This is a genomic window from Dyadobacter sp. CY323 (genome assembly GCF_021390245.1).
Taxonomy (GTDB): domain Bacteria; phylum Bacteroidota; class Bacteroidia; order Cytophagales; family Spirosomataceae; genus Dyadobacter.
Genome location: NZ_JAJUXH010000010.1, coordinates 193,165 through 205,958, shown reverse-complemented (window position 1 = coordinate 205,958; position 12,794 = coordinate 193,165). Strand labels below are relative to the sequence as shown.

The following is a 12,794-nucleotide window of genomic DNA, read 5'->3' as shown; positions in this document are numbered from 1 at the left end:
ATGACAACTTACACCATTTGTGTTTTTACTGAAAATACGATTGGTATTCTTAATAAGATTACCACAATCCTCACACGCCGCCGGATCAACATCGATAGTCTGACCGTTTCTGAAACAGAACGTAAGGGTATATCCCGTTTTACCATCGTCATTCGTCATGATTCGCGGGAAGCGGTTGAAAAGCTGGTTCGTCAGATCCGTAAGGTCATTGAAGTACTGGCAGTATTCGGGTACCTGAACGATGACATCGCCTACAATGAAATTGCATTGTTCAAAGTTTCGACACCGATCGGCGCAAAACCCATTGACATAGAGACCATTAACAAGGTTTATAAAGCCTGGGTAGTGTACTGGCACCTCACCTACGTGATCATTCAGAAAACGGGGACCGAGGAGGAAATCTTTGAATTTTTTGACTACATCAAACCGCACGAAATTCTGGAATTTGTGAGATCCGGTCGGGTTGCAGTTAGTAAATCGCCGCAAACACTTGTGGATTATCTTCCGGAGGCAGAATGGGAGTATTATCAATAATCCGGCAGCTTTAATAAGAATCTCTTTAATCGTAATAAATCAATTTAAACAATAACAATGGCAAAATTAAATTTCGGCGGGGTCGAAGAAGAAGTAGTAACCCGTGAAGAATTTCCTCTTGAAAAAGCACGTGAAGTACTTTCCACTGAAACTATAGCTGTAATCGGTTACGGCGTACAAGGTCCGGGCCAAAGCCTGAACATGCGCGACAACGGATTTAATGTAATCGTTGGTCAGCGTAAAGGTGGTAAATCATGGGACAAGGCAGTTTCTGACGGATGGGTTCCGGGAGAAACACTTTTCGAACTGGAAGAAGCTTTGGCAAAAGGAACGATCATTTGTTACCTGCTTTCTGACGCTGCTCAGATTGAACTTTGGCCAACTGTAAAAGCAAATCTTACTGCTGGAAAATCACTTTATTTCTCACACGGTTTTGGGGTGACTTATAAAGACCAGACTGGTATCATCCCTCCTGCTGATGTAGATGTGTATCTGGTAGCTCCGAAAGGATCTGGAACTTCACTTCGCCGCATGTTCGTAGAAGGAAAAGGTCTTAACTCATCTTTCGCGGTATTCCAGGATGCAACCGGCAAAGCCCGTGAAAAATGCATTGCAATGGGAATCGGCGTTGGTTCAGGATATTTATTTGAAACCGATTTTTACCGTGAGGTAACGTCTGACTTAACTGGCGAACGTGGAACACTAATGGGCGCGATCCAGGGAATTTTCGCGGCTCAGTATGAAGTACTTCGCTCAAATGGCCACTCGCCATCAGAAGCATTCAACGAAACCGTTGAAGAATTGACACAATCACTAATGCCATTGGTTGCTGAAAACGGAATGGACTGGATGTACGCAAACTGCTCGACTACGGCACAACGCGGCGCATTGGATTGGTGGAAACCTTTCCGCGACGCTACCAAACCTGTTTTCGAACAACTTTACAACTCAGTAAAAAGCGGCGAGCAAGCTAAAATCTCGATCACACGTAACTCACAACCTGACTATCGCGTGAAACTGGAAGAAGAACTTGCTGAACTTCGCGAGTCTGAAATGTGGAAAGCTGGCAAAACTGTTCGCAGCCTGCGCCCAGAAAATAACTAATTTTTGATTTAATAATCCCCGGGCTTAAGCCTGGGGCAATTTGGGCTTTGCGAGAATTCGCGAAGCTCTTTTCTTTGCAAGACATGGATAATCTGCATTCACTCCCGACACTCGATAACATTTTCCTGGCTGCCGAAAGGCTGCGGGGCGTGATCAATCACACGCCGATTTTATATAATGCACATTTGTCGGAACAATACCAGGCAAATATTTACCTGAAAAGAGAGGATTTGCAAACGGTACGTTCATACAAAATTCGTGGCGCGTATAACAAAATGGCGAGCATGACGCCGGAAGCTTTGTCGGGCGGAGTCGTGTGTGCGAGTGCCGGAAACCATGCCCAGGGAGTTGCCTATGCCTGCCGGAAAATGGAGGTTAAAGGCGCGATTTTCATGCCTACCACCACGCCGGCGCAGAAGATCAAGCAGGTAAGATTATTTGGAAAGGAATGGATCGAGATCCATTTGGTGGGCGATACATATGATGATGCATATTATGCTTCAAAAGAATATCAAACCGTTACAAATGCAGTTTTTGTACATCCATTTGACGATTTGCAGGTAATTGAAGGTCAGGGAACGGTAGGTTTGGAAATTTTCAAAGATGCTGATTTTAAGGTCGATTACCTGTTTATGGCCATTGGCGGCGGCGGGTTGGCATCGGGTATTTCTACTGTTTTCAAACAACTTTCTCCTAAAACGCAACTGATCGGCGTGGAACCGGAAGGCTCTCCGACCATGCACAAATCCATTGAAGAAGGTCACGTCGTTACCCTCGAAAATATTGACAAGTTTGTAGATGGCGCGGCGGTCCGCCGGGCTGGCGACATTACGTTTGAGATCTGCAGTAAAAGTCTGAGCAAAGTTTTGCTGGTTCCGGAGGGAAAAGTTTGTTCTACCATTTTACAGCTTTACAATGAAGAGGCAATTGTTGCAGAGCCCGCAGGCGCATTAACGGTAGCGGCACTGGAATTGATAAAAGATGAGATCAAAGGTAAAAATGTGGTCGCATTGATCAGCGGCGGCAATAATGACATTACAAGAACGGAGGAAATTAAAGAGCGATCGCTGCTTTACGAAGGTTTAAAGCATTATTTTATCATCCGTTTCCCGCAACGTTCCGGCGCCTTTCGGGAATTCCTAAATGTATTGGGGCCAAATGACGATATCGCCAGATTCGAATACGTGAAGAAAACGAACCGCGAGCAGGGACCTGCATTAGTTGGTATCGAGCTAAAAAACCGCGAAGACTTCGCCCCATTAATCGAGCGAATGGATGAAAATAAAGTGGTTTACGAGTATTTGAATGATCAGCCGGATTTGTTTCAGTTTATGGTTTGATTATGCTCCGCGTCCCTTCCGATATAAGCTCCTCCGAATTCGAATCCCTGAAAATTCAGGATATGACCTTTGTTGCTTACCGCAATGAAGTATATCCGTCTAAATACGATGTTTTTTTTGAAGAACATGCGGTGATTGTGGTTTTGGAGGGAGAGAAAAAGTTCACTAGTCCGACGCAGGAGGTGCATGTTGAAAAAGGTGATATTCTGTTCATTCAGCGCGGATTTTACCTGATGTCCGAGTCCATTAATGAATCTTATAAAAGTCTGGTTTTCTTTTTCGATGAAAAATTGTTGAAAGAATTCGTGAGTTTGCATCCTGAGCTTTTCGCTCGGGAGGAGTCAGTCACAATTCTTGAAAACCCAATCCTGCTGCTTAAATCGGATGATAATTTTGAGAAGTTCATTCAGTCCGTGTTTCCTTATTTCAGATCGCGGACGGATTTGAAAAATCACTTTCTCAGGTTGAAATTTCAGGAATTGCTTTTGCATTTACTGGAGCTTGATAATTCGCGGCAGCTTCGCGCAATCCTTTACAGTTTGCACAAAGGAGAAAAAGTGGATCTGTCATTTTTGATGAATAGTTACTATCTCAAACCATTAACACTAAATGAGTTAGCCAGGCTTTCCGGTCGAAGTTTATCCGCATTTAAAAGAGATTTTCAGGATGAATTCAAGACTTCACCCGCATTGTGGCTTAAAAACAAGCGCCTGGATTATGCGGACTTTTTGTTGAGGAATAGCACTAAGAATGTGTCGGAGATTAGCACTGAGATCGGCTATGAGAGTGTTTCGCATTTTATTAAGACGTATAAAGAGAAGTTTAGGGTGACTCCGAAGAAGCAGTTATAATTTTGGGAAATATCTTCAAAAACCATAGCTTCATTAATTATTAGAATTGCTATGAATACATCTCAGATCTTAGATAAACTCCATCAGTCGAAAGGGTATTTATTTAACAAATATCCCTTAAAATCAATGGCTTTGTTTGGCTCATATGCCAAAAACGAAGCTACGGAAAAAAGTGATGTTGACATTCTGGTTGAATTTTCGACACCTGTGGGTTTTGAGTTTATTGATCTCGCCATTGACCTGGAAAATGTGCTTCATCAAAAAGTAGATTTGGTTAGCAGAAAAGGACTTAAAGCTGCACTGCTTCCTATAATCGAAAAAAATCTGATTTATGTCTGAACGAATTCCCTCCATTCTTTTCTCAGACATGTTGGATTCTGTTAATACGGTATTTGAATACACGGCAGGAATGAATTATCAAGCTTTTCTGGAAGATCGGAAAACAAGGGATGCGGTAGACTCCAAATAAAGATTTCCGCTCAAACCGTCGCTTCAAACCAAAATCACTATTTTTTGAGCCTTTAACGTTATCTATATCAATTTGTTTTTGTGGTAATTTGTATTCTCGATCCCGGTTTCATGCAAAGGTTTATTCCTGATCTTTCTTGAAATCGTCGTATTGAGTTGGCGAAATTTTAATAATGTAAAAGATGAGTAATCAAGCTAGTACCCTTTTTGACAAGGTTTGGGACGCGCATGTTGTCCGTAAAATTGAAGATGGTCCCGATGTGTTTTTCATCGATCGTCATTTTATCCACGAAGTAACCAGTCCGGTAGCTTTTCTCGGGCTCGAAAGCAGAAATATTGGTGTCATGTACCCTGAACGTACTTTCGCCACTGCGGATCACAACACTCCGACAATTAATCAGCATCTTCCGGTTCAGGATCCTCTTTCTGCCAATCAGCTGAAAGCGCTGGAAACGAACTCCAACAAATACGGAATTTCTCACTGGGGATTAGGTCACGCGCAAAATGGTATTGTGCACGTCGTAGGCCCGGAGAATGGGATTACACTTCCCGGAATGACGATCGTTTGCGGTGACTCACATACTTCTACGCATGGCGCATTTGGTGCAATTGCCTTTGGTATAGGTACTTCCGAAGTTGAAATGGTACTTTCTTCCCAGTGTATCATGCAACCGAAGCCCAAGAAAATGCGTGTGAACGTAAATGGCAAACTGGGCAAAGCTGTAACTCCGAAAGACGTTACTTTATACATCATTTCAAAATTGACAACTGCCGGTGCCACAGGATATTTCGTGGAATATGCGGGGGATGTTTTTGAAAACATGAGTATGGAAGGTCGCATGACGGTTTGCAATATGAGCATCGAAATGGGTGCACGTGGCGGCATGATCGCTCCGGACCACACAACTTATGCATATATCAATGGTCGAGACCAGGCTCCAAAGGGAGAGAAATGGGATAAGGCATTAGCTTATTGGAAGACATTGAAAACAGACGAAGGTGCTGTTTTTGATAAGGAATATCATTTTGACGCCGCCGATATCGAACCAATGATCACTTATGGTACGAACCCGGGAATGGGTCAGGGTATTTCGAGAGCGATCCCGACTTCGGACCAGGTTGAAGGTGGTAAGTCAACATACGATAAGTCATTGAATTACATGGGCTTTCATGAAAATGAATCCATGTTAGGCAAGAAAATCGATTACGTATTTATCGGAAGTTGCACAAATGGACGTATTGAAGATTTCCGTGCATTTGCGTCGATCGTGAAAGGTCGCAAAAAGGCGGATAATGTAACTGCATGGGTTGTTCCCGGGTCGCATATCGTTGAGGCTCAGATTAAAGAAGAAGGAATTCTGGATATTCTGCACGAAGCAGGTTTCGAGCTCCGCCAACCGGGCTGCTCGGCTTGTCTTGCAATGAATGACGACAAAATCCCAGCCGGCAAATACGCAGTAAGTACTTCAAACCGCAATTTCGAAGGCCGCCAGGGCCCGGGCGCGAGAACATTGCTGGCAAGTCCGTTGGTAGCAGCGGCAGCGGCTGTTACCGGAGTTGTTACAGACCCAAGAGAATTATTATAAAAGACTTAAATGCTAATCGCTAAAAGCTGATAGCTCCAAAACATGGCTTACGATAAATTCACAGTACTAAAAAGCACGGCGGTTCCTTTGCCGATTGAGAATGTTGATACCGATCAGATTATTCCTGCGCGGTTTTTGAAAGCGACTAAAAGGGAAGGATTTGGGGATAACCTGTTCCGTGACTGGTGTTACAATGGAGACGATACTCCCAAGCAGGATTTCGTTCTGAACAATCCGATTTACTCGGGAAAAATCCTGGTAGGCGGACACAATTTTGGAAGCGGATCGAGCCGCGAGCATGCTGCGTGGGCCATTTACGATTACGGTTTTCGCTGCGTGGTGTCCAGCTTTTTCGCGGACATTTTTAAAGGTAACTCGTTGAATATCGGCATTCTGCCAGTTCAGGTTAGCCCGGAATTTTTAGATAAGATTTTCCAGACGATCGAAGGGGATCCGCATGCAGAGTTCGAAGTAAATCTGGCCGAACAAACGATCACAATTCTAGCGACTGGCGAAAATCATTCGTTTGACATTAATGGGTACAAGAAGCACAACATGATGAATGGCTTTGACGATATCGATTATTTGCAGGCGATGAAAAGCGAGATTAATCAATTCGAATTAGAGAGATTATATTAATGAGGCAATCGGTTATCGGCTTTCGGCTATCGGTTTAAACTGAATTGCCGAAAGCCGACAGCTGAATGCCGACAGCCGCATATGACTAGTCGATACATTGAAATAATGGATACGACACTGCGTGATGGTGAACAAACCAGCGGAGTGTCTTTTTCTGCGTCCGAGAAACTAACAATCGCCCAGATCCTTCTTCAGGAAGTAAAGGTGGACCGCATTGAGGTTGCTTCCGCCCGCGTCTCCGAAGGTGAATTTCAGGCAGTTAAAAAAATTACGAATTGGGCGAAGAGTAATGGTTTTTTAGATAAAATCGAAGTTCTGACATTTGTCGACGGCGACGCATCCATCGACTGGATGTTGCAAAGTGGCGCGAGAGTGATGAATCTTTTGACAAAAGGCTCTCTCAATCATTTGAAACATCAGCTGAAAAAGTCGCCGCAGGAGCATTTTGAAGACATCCGGAATGTCATCGAGCTGGCGGAGTCGAAAGGAATTGACTGCAATGTGTATCTTGAAGACTGGAGTAATGGAATGCGAAATTCACCGGATTACGTTTTTGCGTCACTCGATTTTCTTGTAACGCAGCCTGTAAAACGCATTTTGCTGCCTGATACACTTGGAATTCTCACACCATCCGAATCCTATTCATTTGTAAAAGCAATTGTCGATCGTTACCCGAACCATCATTTCGAGTTTCACGCACATAACGACTACGATCTGAGCATCGCGAATGTAATGGAAGCATTGCGGGCTGGTGCGCGTGGACTTCATCTTACCGTAAATGGGATGGGTGAGCGAACTGGTAATGCGCCATTGGCGAGTACGATCGCGGTTTTGAACGACATGATGCCGGAGTATAAAACTTCCGTTAATGAGCGATCATTATACTCGGTGAGCAAGCTGGTAGAAACTTTTTCAGGAATCAGGATCCCTGCGAATAAACCGATTGTCGGAGAAAGTGTTTTTACCCAAACGGCTGGAATTCACGCCGATGGAGACAAGAAAAACAACCTGTATTTCAGCAAGTTGATGCCTGAGAGATTTGGCCGACAAAGGTTGTATGCTTTGGGTAAAACGTCCGGGAAAGCTAATATTGAAAATAATCTGAGAGATCTTGGGATAACACTTTCCGATGCCGATCTCAAAAAAGTAACGCAACGAATTATAGAGCTCGGTGATCGAAAAGAGTCAGTTACACCTGACGATCTTCCCTACATTATTTCGGATGTGCTTGCGAGCAGTGCCATTGAGGAAAAGGTAGTAATTGTCAATTATGTGCTTACGCATTCAAAAAACCTCAAACCCTCTGCGACTTTACAGATCAAATTCGTGGATGAAGTTTTTGAAGAAAGTGCACAAGGTGACGGGCAGTATGATGCATTCATGAATGCACTCAAAAGAATTTATTACCTGAAAGGTATTAATCTGCCCATGTTGACGGACTATACGGTACGCATTCCGCCCGGTGGTAAAACAGATGCCCTTTGTGAAACGATTATAACCTGGGAAATTGCTGGTAAGGAGGTGAAGACCAGGGGTTTGGATTCAGATCAAACGGTTTCTGCGATTATGGCCACACAAAAAATGCTTAACCTGATCGGTATCCCAAATGATGCAAAGCTCACACCGGAAATTCCGATGGTGAAGACTTTTTAATACTTTTTTTTGAATTAATTATTTATCAAGTATCCAATCAAACCTTTAATGAAGAAGAACATATTAATCGTTCCAGGTGATGGAATCGGGCAGGAAGTAACTGAAGTTGGGAAGAATGTATTGATAAAAATCGCCGAAAAATTCGGTCACGAGTTCATTTACGATGAAGCTTTAATGGGCCACGTGGCGATTGAAGCAACCGGAAATCCGCTTCCTGATGAAACACTCGCTAAAATGCGGGCTTCCGACGCTATCCTTTTCGGCGCAGTAGGTCATCCCAAATATGACAACGATCCGACTGCAAAAGTCCGTCCGGAACAAGGTCTTCTCAAAATGCGTAAAGAACTCGGGTTATATGCAAACCTGCGCCCGATCAAGCTTTTTGATGAGCTTCTCGGCGCATCTTCCATTAAGCCTGAAATTTTGAAAGGGTCTGATATTTTGTTTTTCCGCGAATTGACGGGCGACATTTATTTCGGAGAAAAAGGTCGTAAAAATGATAATAACACGGCTTACGACATCGCTGAATACAGCAGGTATGAAGTGGAACGCATTGGCCGTAAAGCATTTGAGGCTGCACGTACACGTAGCAAAAGACTTTGTTCGGTTGATAAAGCGAACGTTCTGGAAACCAGCCGTCTTTGGCGTGAGGTAATCCAGGCGCTTGCTCCTGAGTATCCGGATATTACGGTTGAACATCAGTTTGTAGATTCAGCTGCGATGATGCTGATCAAAGATCCGCGCAGGTTTGACGTCGTAGTTACTGCGAACCTTTTTGGTGACATTCTTACTGACGAGGCGAGCCAGATCGCGGGTTCAATGGGAATGCTTGCTTCTGCATCTGTTGGTGACAGCACCGGAGTTTACGAACCGATCCACGGTTCAGCACATGACATTACCGGAAAAGGCATTGCAAATCCATTGGCGTCTGTACTTTCAGCTGCATTGCTTCTTGATATTTCATTTGGCTTAAAAGAAGAATCGGACACCATTATTTCGGCAGTTGACAAACTCTTGAAAGATGGTTTCAGAACGAAGGATATCGCTGATGCGACCACGCCGGCTGATAAGCTTCTGAACACCGAAGCTGCTGGAATAGAGTTGTTAAAAAGAATATAAATAATGGGAAGTTTTGCCAAAGAATATTTGTCAAACACAAAACTTATACTTTATTTGCAGAAGAATCTCGCGTTAGCGAATTTTCGCCAATTTAGATGAACACACTGAATCAAAGCCTGGACATTCTCATTCTGACCATTCCGTAAGATCGGGAAAGCTTACGTTTTGATTTATTTTAGACCCTTTCCCCACTACGGAAAGGGTTTTATATTGTGTAAATATTATTAAATTAGTGTCCCATTAAATTATAATTCCCATCAATGAGTAATCGAGTTCAGATCTTCGACACAACTTTACGAGACGGCGAGCAGGTACCTGGCAGCCAATTAACTACGGAGGAAAAGATTGTTGTAGCCAAGCAACTCGAAAAACTAGGTGTTGATATCATCGAAGCGGGGTTTCCGGTATCCAGCCCGGGGGATTTCAGATCAGTAGTAGAAATTTCCAAAGTGGTACGCGAATCGGTTATTTGCGCATTGTCCAGAGCGGTTCAGGGCGATATCGATGCTGCAGCCGATGCATTGCAATATGCGGAACGCGGACGCATTCACACCGGAATCGGTTCGTCCGATATTCATATTCAGCATAAATTTAATACGACCAGAGAGAAGATCATCGAGCGTGCGATTGCTGCTACGAAATATGCCAAGTCGAAGGTGGAGGATGTGGAGTTTTACTGCGAAGATGCAGGCCGCGCAGATCTTGTGTTTCTTTCACAACTTGTAGAGGCGGTAATTGGTGCGGGAGCGACGGTGGTAAATATTCCCGACACAACAGGATATTGCCTGCCCGACGAGTATGGTAATAAGATCAAATACATTTTCGAACACGTTTCAAACATTCATAAAGCCACAATTTCCATTCACTGTCACAATGATCTGGGACTTGCCACTGCCAACTCCATTGCAGGTATAAATCAGGGTGCGCGGCAGGTTGAGGTTACGATCAATGGAATTGGCGAGCGCGCAGGGAACACATCTTTGGAGGAAGTTGTGATGGCTTTAAATGTACATAAGGAACTGGGCTTGGAAACGGGGATTAATACCCAATTTATTTATCCAACCAGCCAGCTTGTCTCTAAAATGATGCGTATGCCGGTGCAGGCTAATAAAGCGATTGTTGGCCGCAATGCATTCGCACATTCATCCGGAATTCATCAGGATGGATTTTTGAAGAACACATTGAACTATGAGATCATGAACCCGCAGGATGTGGGCGTCGATAAATCGGATATCCTTTTGACCGCAAGAAGCGGCCGCCATGCATTGAAGCACCGGTTCGAACTTCTGGGTTTTAGTTTCGATAAATCGGCATTGGATGAACTTTACACAAGGTTCCTGGAAGTCGCAGATTTGAAGAAAGAAGTGAACGATGCCGACCTGGTTGATCTCGCGCGGACTACCATTCCGGTTTGATTAGAATATCATTAGAATTGGATAACTCCTTGAATCTGAATTTGATGTTTTAAAGATTTTTTTGTAACATTACATATTCAATAACATCCATCAGATTGCAAAAAGCCCTCGGTGATTCTGACTAAGGGCTTTTTTCTTGCCTAGAGAATAATCGTTCGGTTATTGTGAATAAAGACCCGGTCGTTCAGGACAAGCTTCAAAGCTTTTGATAAAACGGCTTTTTCCGTATCTCTCCCCAGCGTTGCCATATCCGAAGCCGTTTGCCGGTGATCCACTGATTTCACGTCTTGAGCAATGATTGGACCTTCATCCAAATCATTATTTACGAAATGCGCGGTCGCTCCAATAATTTTCACCCCGCGATCATAAGCTTGCCGGTAAGGGTTTGCCCCAATGAATGCGGGAAGAAATGAGTGGTGGATATTGATGATCTTATTAGGATAATGGTCAACAAAATCCGATGTAATGATCCGCATGTATTTCGCCAGCACCAGATATTCCGGTTTATATAGATCCAGCGTTTTCAGGATCATTTCTTCATGTTGTTCGCGGGTTTTATTTTCGTGGGAAATGAAGTGGAACGGAATCCCAAATTTCCCTACAAATGGCTGCAAGGTGTTATAGTTGCTCACAACCGCCAGAATATTCGCATCCAGCTCATCAAATGCATATCGGATCAGAAGTTCGCCCAGGCAGTGATGTTCTTTGGTAACAAATAATACGATATCCTTTTTACTTTTTGGATTAATGCGCAGGTTCAAGCCGGCAGGTAACTCAGTTTGAAGTACTTGTAAAAGATTGTCAATTTCTGTCTCTCCCTCGAATTCGGTCCGCATAAAGAAATAGCTGGACGGGCTCACGTATTCATCGTTTCGGATAATGTTTTGATTATGAGCGTAAAGAATGCGGGTTACGTGATAAATAAGACCTTTGTGATCAGGTCCGTCCATTAATAAGATATTTCTTTGTGCCATTCTTGGTAAAATAATCTGGAAAGAGGTTAAATATAATGCGTTGAGACAGTACTGCAATCTTCAGTTCAATGTTTTGTCGTTCCTGTAACTTATAAGGTCAGATTTCTGTTTCCGAGTATAAATTATTGACAAAAATGGCAGAAGAACTGATTATACCAATCTCGACCGATCGCTCGGAAATTTACGAAGCTCTATATCCTCAGATTCAGGCGCTGGTTGAGTCGGAAAGTGACCTCATTGCTAACCTGGCCAATGTGACGGCTGCATTGAAAGAAGCTTTTGGGTTTTTTTGGGTCGGTTTTTACATTGTAAAAGAAGGTCAGCTGGTTCTCGGGCCCTTTCAAGGGCCGATTGCCTGTACCAGGATCGCATTCAATAAAGGAGTTTGCGGGGCGAGCTATACCAGAAAAGAAATACTTATAGTCCCTGATGTCGAGCAATTTCCAGGCCATATCGCCTGCAATTCAGCTTCCAAATCTGAAATTGTATTGCCTGTTTTTCATCGGAATGGTACCGTTGCGATGGTTCTCGATGTGGATAGTGATCGGCCCGATGATTTTAGCGAGACAGATGCCAGGGAACTTGGAAGGATTATTAAATTGATAGAACGGACATTGTAAAAAGTAAAACGCCTCACTGTCGCACAGACAATGAGGCGTTTTTATGGGTTATTGCTTATTAGTTCAATGAAAACATTGGCAACCTCAATGCTACTACATTATTGAACATCAGTTTCGAAATTTTTGGATCCATATAGTCGATTAATGGAAACTCCGAAACAAGTGACATCACCTCAAACTCAGTGTCCGCTCTCACAACGCACCATAGTTTCGAATAATCTTCGGAAAGTGCATATGACATCAACCGGCCCTGCTCCATCATCTCATTGATTTTCTTTCTCTGAGCGGGTATTTTTGCTGTGAAATCTTCCGACATCACAGCCGGAAGCTGAATTTCAACCATATATTGACTCATGGTGATAGACGTTTGGTTTACTTTACTTTCAATAAAGGATATGCTTCCTTGATTAGTTCCTGAAAGTAATATACTTAAATTCTATAAAACCTTTTATCCCCTTCCAACCATTCGGTTTACAAATGAGTCGTAATCT

14 protein-coding genes are annotated in these 12,794 nt (G+C 43.4%); 12 read left to right on the top strand and 2 right to left on the bottom strand.

Annotated elements, in window-relative coordinates:
- The 11 genes from ilvN to LZG72_RS16235 all read left to right on the top strand — a co-directional run bounded on the left by ilvN (position 1) and on the right by LZG72_RS16235 (position 10,709).
- Positions 1-534 carry an acetolactate synthase small subunit gene (gene ilvN, locus LZG72_RS16285; protein ID WP_233874578.1) on the top strand — a complete coding sequence of 178 codons (534 nt, stop codon included), beginning with the start codon at positions 1-3 and terminating at the stop codon, positions 532-534.
- A gap of 57 nt (positions 535-591) precedes the next feature.
- Positions 592-1,638, top strand: coding sequence for a ketol-acid reductoisomerase (gene ilvC / locus LZG72_RS16280; protein WP_233874575.1), 1,047 nt, complete (start codon positions 592-594; stop codon positions 1,636-1,638).
- An 83-nt stretch (positions 1,639-1,721) separates the two neighbouring features.
- Positions 1,722-2,978, top strand: coding sequence for a threonine ammonia-lyase IlvA (gene ilvA, locus LZG72_RS16275; RefSeq protein ID WP_233874573.1), 1,257 nt, complete (start codon positions 1,722-1,724; stop codon positions 2,976-2,978).
- 2 nt (positions 2,979-2,980) lie between these two features.
- Positions 2,981-3,829 (top strand): response regulator transcription factor, encoded by an 849-nt coding sequence (locus LZG72_RS16270; RefSeq protein WP_233874559.1) that lies wholly within the window; start codon positions 2,981-2,983, stop codon positions 3,827-3,829.
- Between the two features lie 51 nt (positions 3,830-3,880).
- Positions 3,881-4,168, top strand: coding sequence for a nucleotidyltransferase family protein (locus tag LZG72_RS16265; protein WP_255701041.1), 288 nt, complete (start codon positions 3,881-3,883; stop codon positions 4,166-4,168).
- Positions 4,161-4,298: a hypothetical protein gene (locus LZG72_RS16260; protein WP_233874552.1), complete on the top strand. Its 138-nt coding sequence runs from the start codon at positions 4,161-4,163 to the stop codon at positions 4,296-4,298. The genes LZG72_RS16265 and LZG72_RS16260 overlap by 8 nt, the downstream gene beginning before the upstream one ends.
- 181 nt (positions 4,299-4,479) lie before the next feature.
- Positions 4,480-5,883: a 3-isopropylmalate dehydratase large subunit gene (gene leuC, locus LZG72_RS16255; protein ID WP_233874549.1), complete on the top strand. Its 1,404-nt coding sequence runs from the start codon at positions 4,480-4,482 to the stop codon at positions 5,881-5,883.
- A 42-nt stretch (positions 5,884-5,925) separates the two neighbouring features.
- Positions 5,926-6,522: a 3-isopropylmalate dehydratase small subunit gene (gene leuD / locus LZG72_RS16250; RefSeq protein WP_233874547.1), complete on the top strand. Its 597-nt coding sequence runs from the start codon at positions 5,926-5,928 to the stop codon at positions 6,520-6,522.
- An 81-nt stretch (positions 6,523-6,603) separates the two neighbouring features.
- Entirely contained in the window at positions 6,604-8,175 is a 1,572-nt protein-coding gene (locus LZG72_RS16245) for an alpha-isopropylmalate synthase regulatory domain-containing protein (RefSeq protein ID WP_233874544.1), read from the top strand.
- A gap of 48 nt (positions 8,176-8,223) precedes the next feature.
- On the top strand, positions 8,224-9,294 hold the full coding sequence (gene leuB, locus LZG72_RS16240; protein WP_233874541.1) for a 3-isopropylmalate dehydrogenase: 1,071 nt from the start codon (positions 8,224-8,226) through the stop codon (positions 9,292-9,294).
- Positions 9,295-9,554: 260 nt separating this feature from the next.
- Positions 9,555-10,709, top strand: a complete 1,155-nt coding sequence (locus LZG72_RS16235; protein WP_233874538.1) for a 2-isopropylmalate synthase — start codon at positions 9,555-9,557, stop codon at positions 10,707-10,709.
- Positions 10,710-10,849: 140 nt separating this feature from the next.
- Here the strand turns inward: LZG72_RS16235 and purU are convergent, their stop codons facing one another.
- Positions 10,850-11,659, bottom strand: coding sequence for a formyltetrahydrofolate deformylase (gene purU, locus LZG72_RS16230; RefSeq protein WP_233875063.1), 810 nt, complete (start codon positions 11,657-11,659; stop codon positions 10,850-10,852).
- Between the two features lie 158 nt (positions 11,660-11,817).
- On the opposite strand from purU, the gene LZG72_RS16225 reads away from it, so the two are divergent.
- Positions 11,818-12,303, top strand: a complete 486-nt coding sequence (locus LZG72_RS16225; protein ID WP_233874535.1) for a GAF domain-containing protein — start codon at positions 11,818-11,820, stop codon at positions 12,301-12,303.
- Positions 12,304-12,361: 58 nt separating this feature from the next.
- Here the strand turns inward: LZG72_RS16225 and LZG72_RS16220 are convergent, their stop codons facing one another.
- Positions 12,362-12,658, bottom strand: coding sequence for a muconolactone Delta-isomerase family protein (locus tag LZG72_RS16220; RefSeq protein WP_233874532.1), 297 nt, complete (start codon positions 12,656-12,658; stop codon positions 12,362-12,364).
- Between the last annotated feature and the right edge of the window lie 136 nt (positions 12,659-12,794).

Excerpts from the sequence above, each read along its gene's own strand:
- purU (WP_233875063.1), bottom strand. The coding sequence starts at position 11,659 with ATGGACGGACCTGATCACAAAGGTCTTATTTATCACGTAACCCGCATT.
- LZG72_RS16265 (WP_255701041.1), top strand. The coding sequence starts at position 3,881 with ATGAATACATCTCAGATCTTAGATAAACTCCATCAGTCGAAAGGGTAT.
- leuC (WP_233874549.1), top strand. The coding sequence starts at position 4,480 with ATGAGTAATCAAGCTAGTACCCTTTTTGACAAGGTTTGGGACGCGCAT.
- ilvN (WP_233874578.1), top strand. The coding sequence starts at position 1 with ATGACAACTTACACCATTTGTGTTTTTACTGAAAATACGATTGGTATT.
- ilvC (WP_233874575.1), top strand. The coding sequence starts at position 592 with ATGGCAAAATTAAATTTCGGCGGGGTCGAAGAAGAAGTAGTAACCCGT.
- leuD (WP_233874547.1), top strand. The coding sequence starts at position 5,926 with ATGGCTTACGATAAATTCACAGTACTAAAAAGCACGGCGGTTCCTTTG.
- LZG72_RS16245 (WP_233874544.1), top strand. The coding sequence starts at position 6,604 with ATGACTAGTCGATACATTGAAATAATGGATACGACACTGCGTGATGGT.
- LZG72_RS16225 (WP_233874535.1), top strand. The coding sequence starts at position 11,818 with ATGGCAGAAGAACTGATTATACCAATCTCGACCGATCGCTCGGAAATT.
- LZG72_RS16220 (WP_233874532.1), bottom strand. The coding sequence starts at position 12,658 with ATGAGTCAATATATGGTTGAAATTCAGCTTCCGGCTGTGATGTCGGAA.
- LZG72_RS16260 (WP_233874552.1), top strand. The coding sequence starts at position 4,161 with ATGTCTGAACGAATTCCCTCCATTCTTTTCTCAGACATGTTGGATTCT.
- LZG72_RS16235 (WP_233874538.1), top strand. The coding sequence starts at position 9,555 with ATGAGTAATCGAGTTCAGATCTTCGACACAACTTTACGAGACGGCGAG.
- LZG72_RS16270 (WP_233874559.1), top strand. The coding sequence starts at position 2,981 with ATGCTCCGCGTCCCTTCCGATATAAGCTCCTCCGAATTCGAATCCCTG.
- leuB (WP_233874541.1), top strand. The coding sequence starts at position 8,224 with ATGAAGAAGAACATATTAATCGTTCCAGGTGATGGAATCGGGCAGGAA.
- ilvA (WP_233874573.1), top strand. The coding sequence starts at position 1,722 with ATGGATAATCTGCATTCACTCCCGACACTCGATAACATTTTCCTGGCT.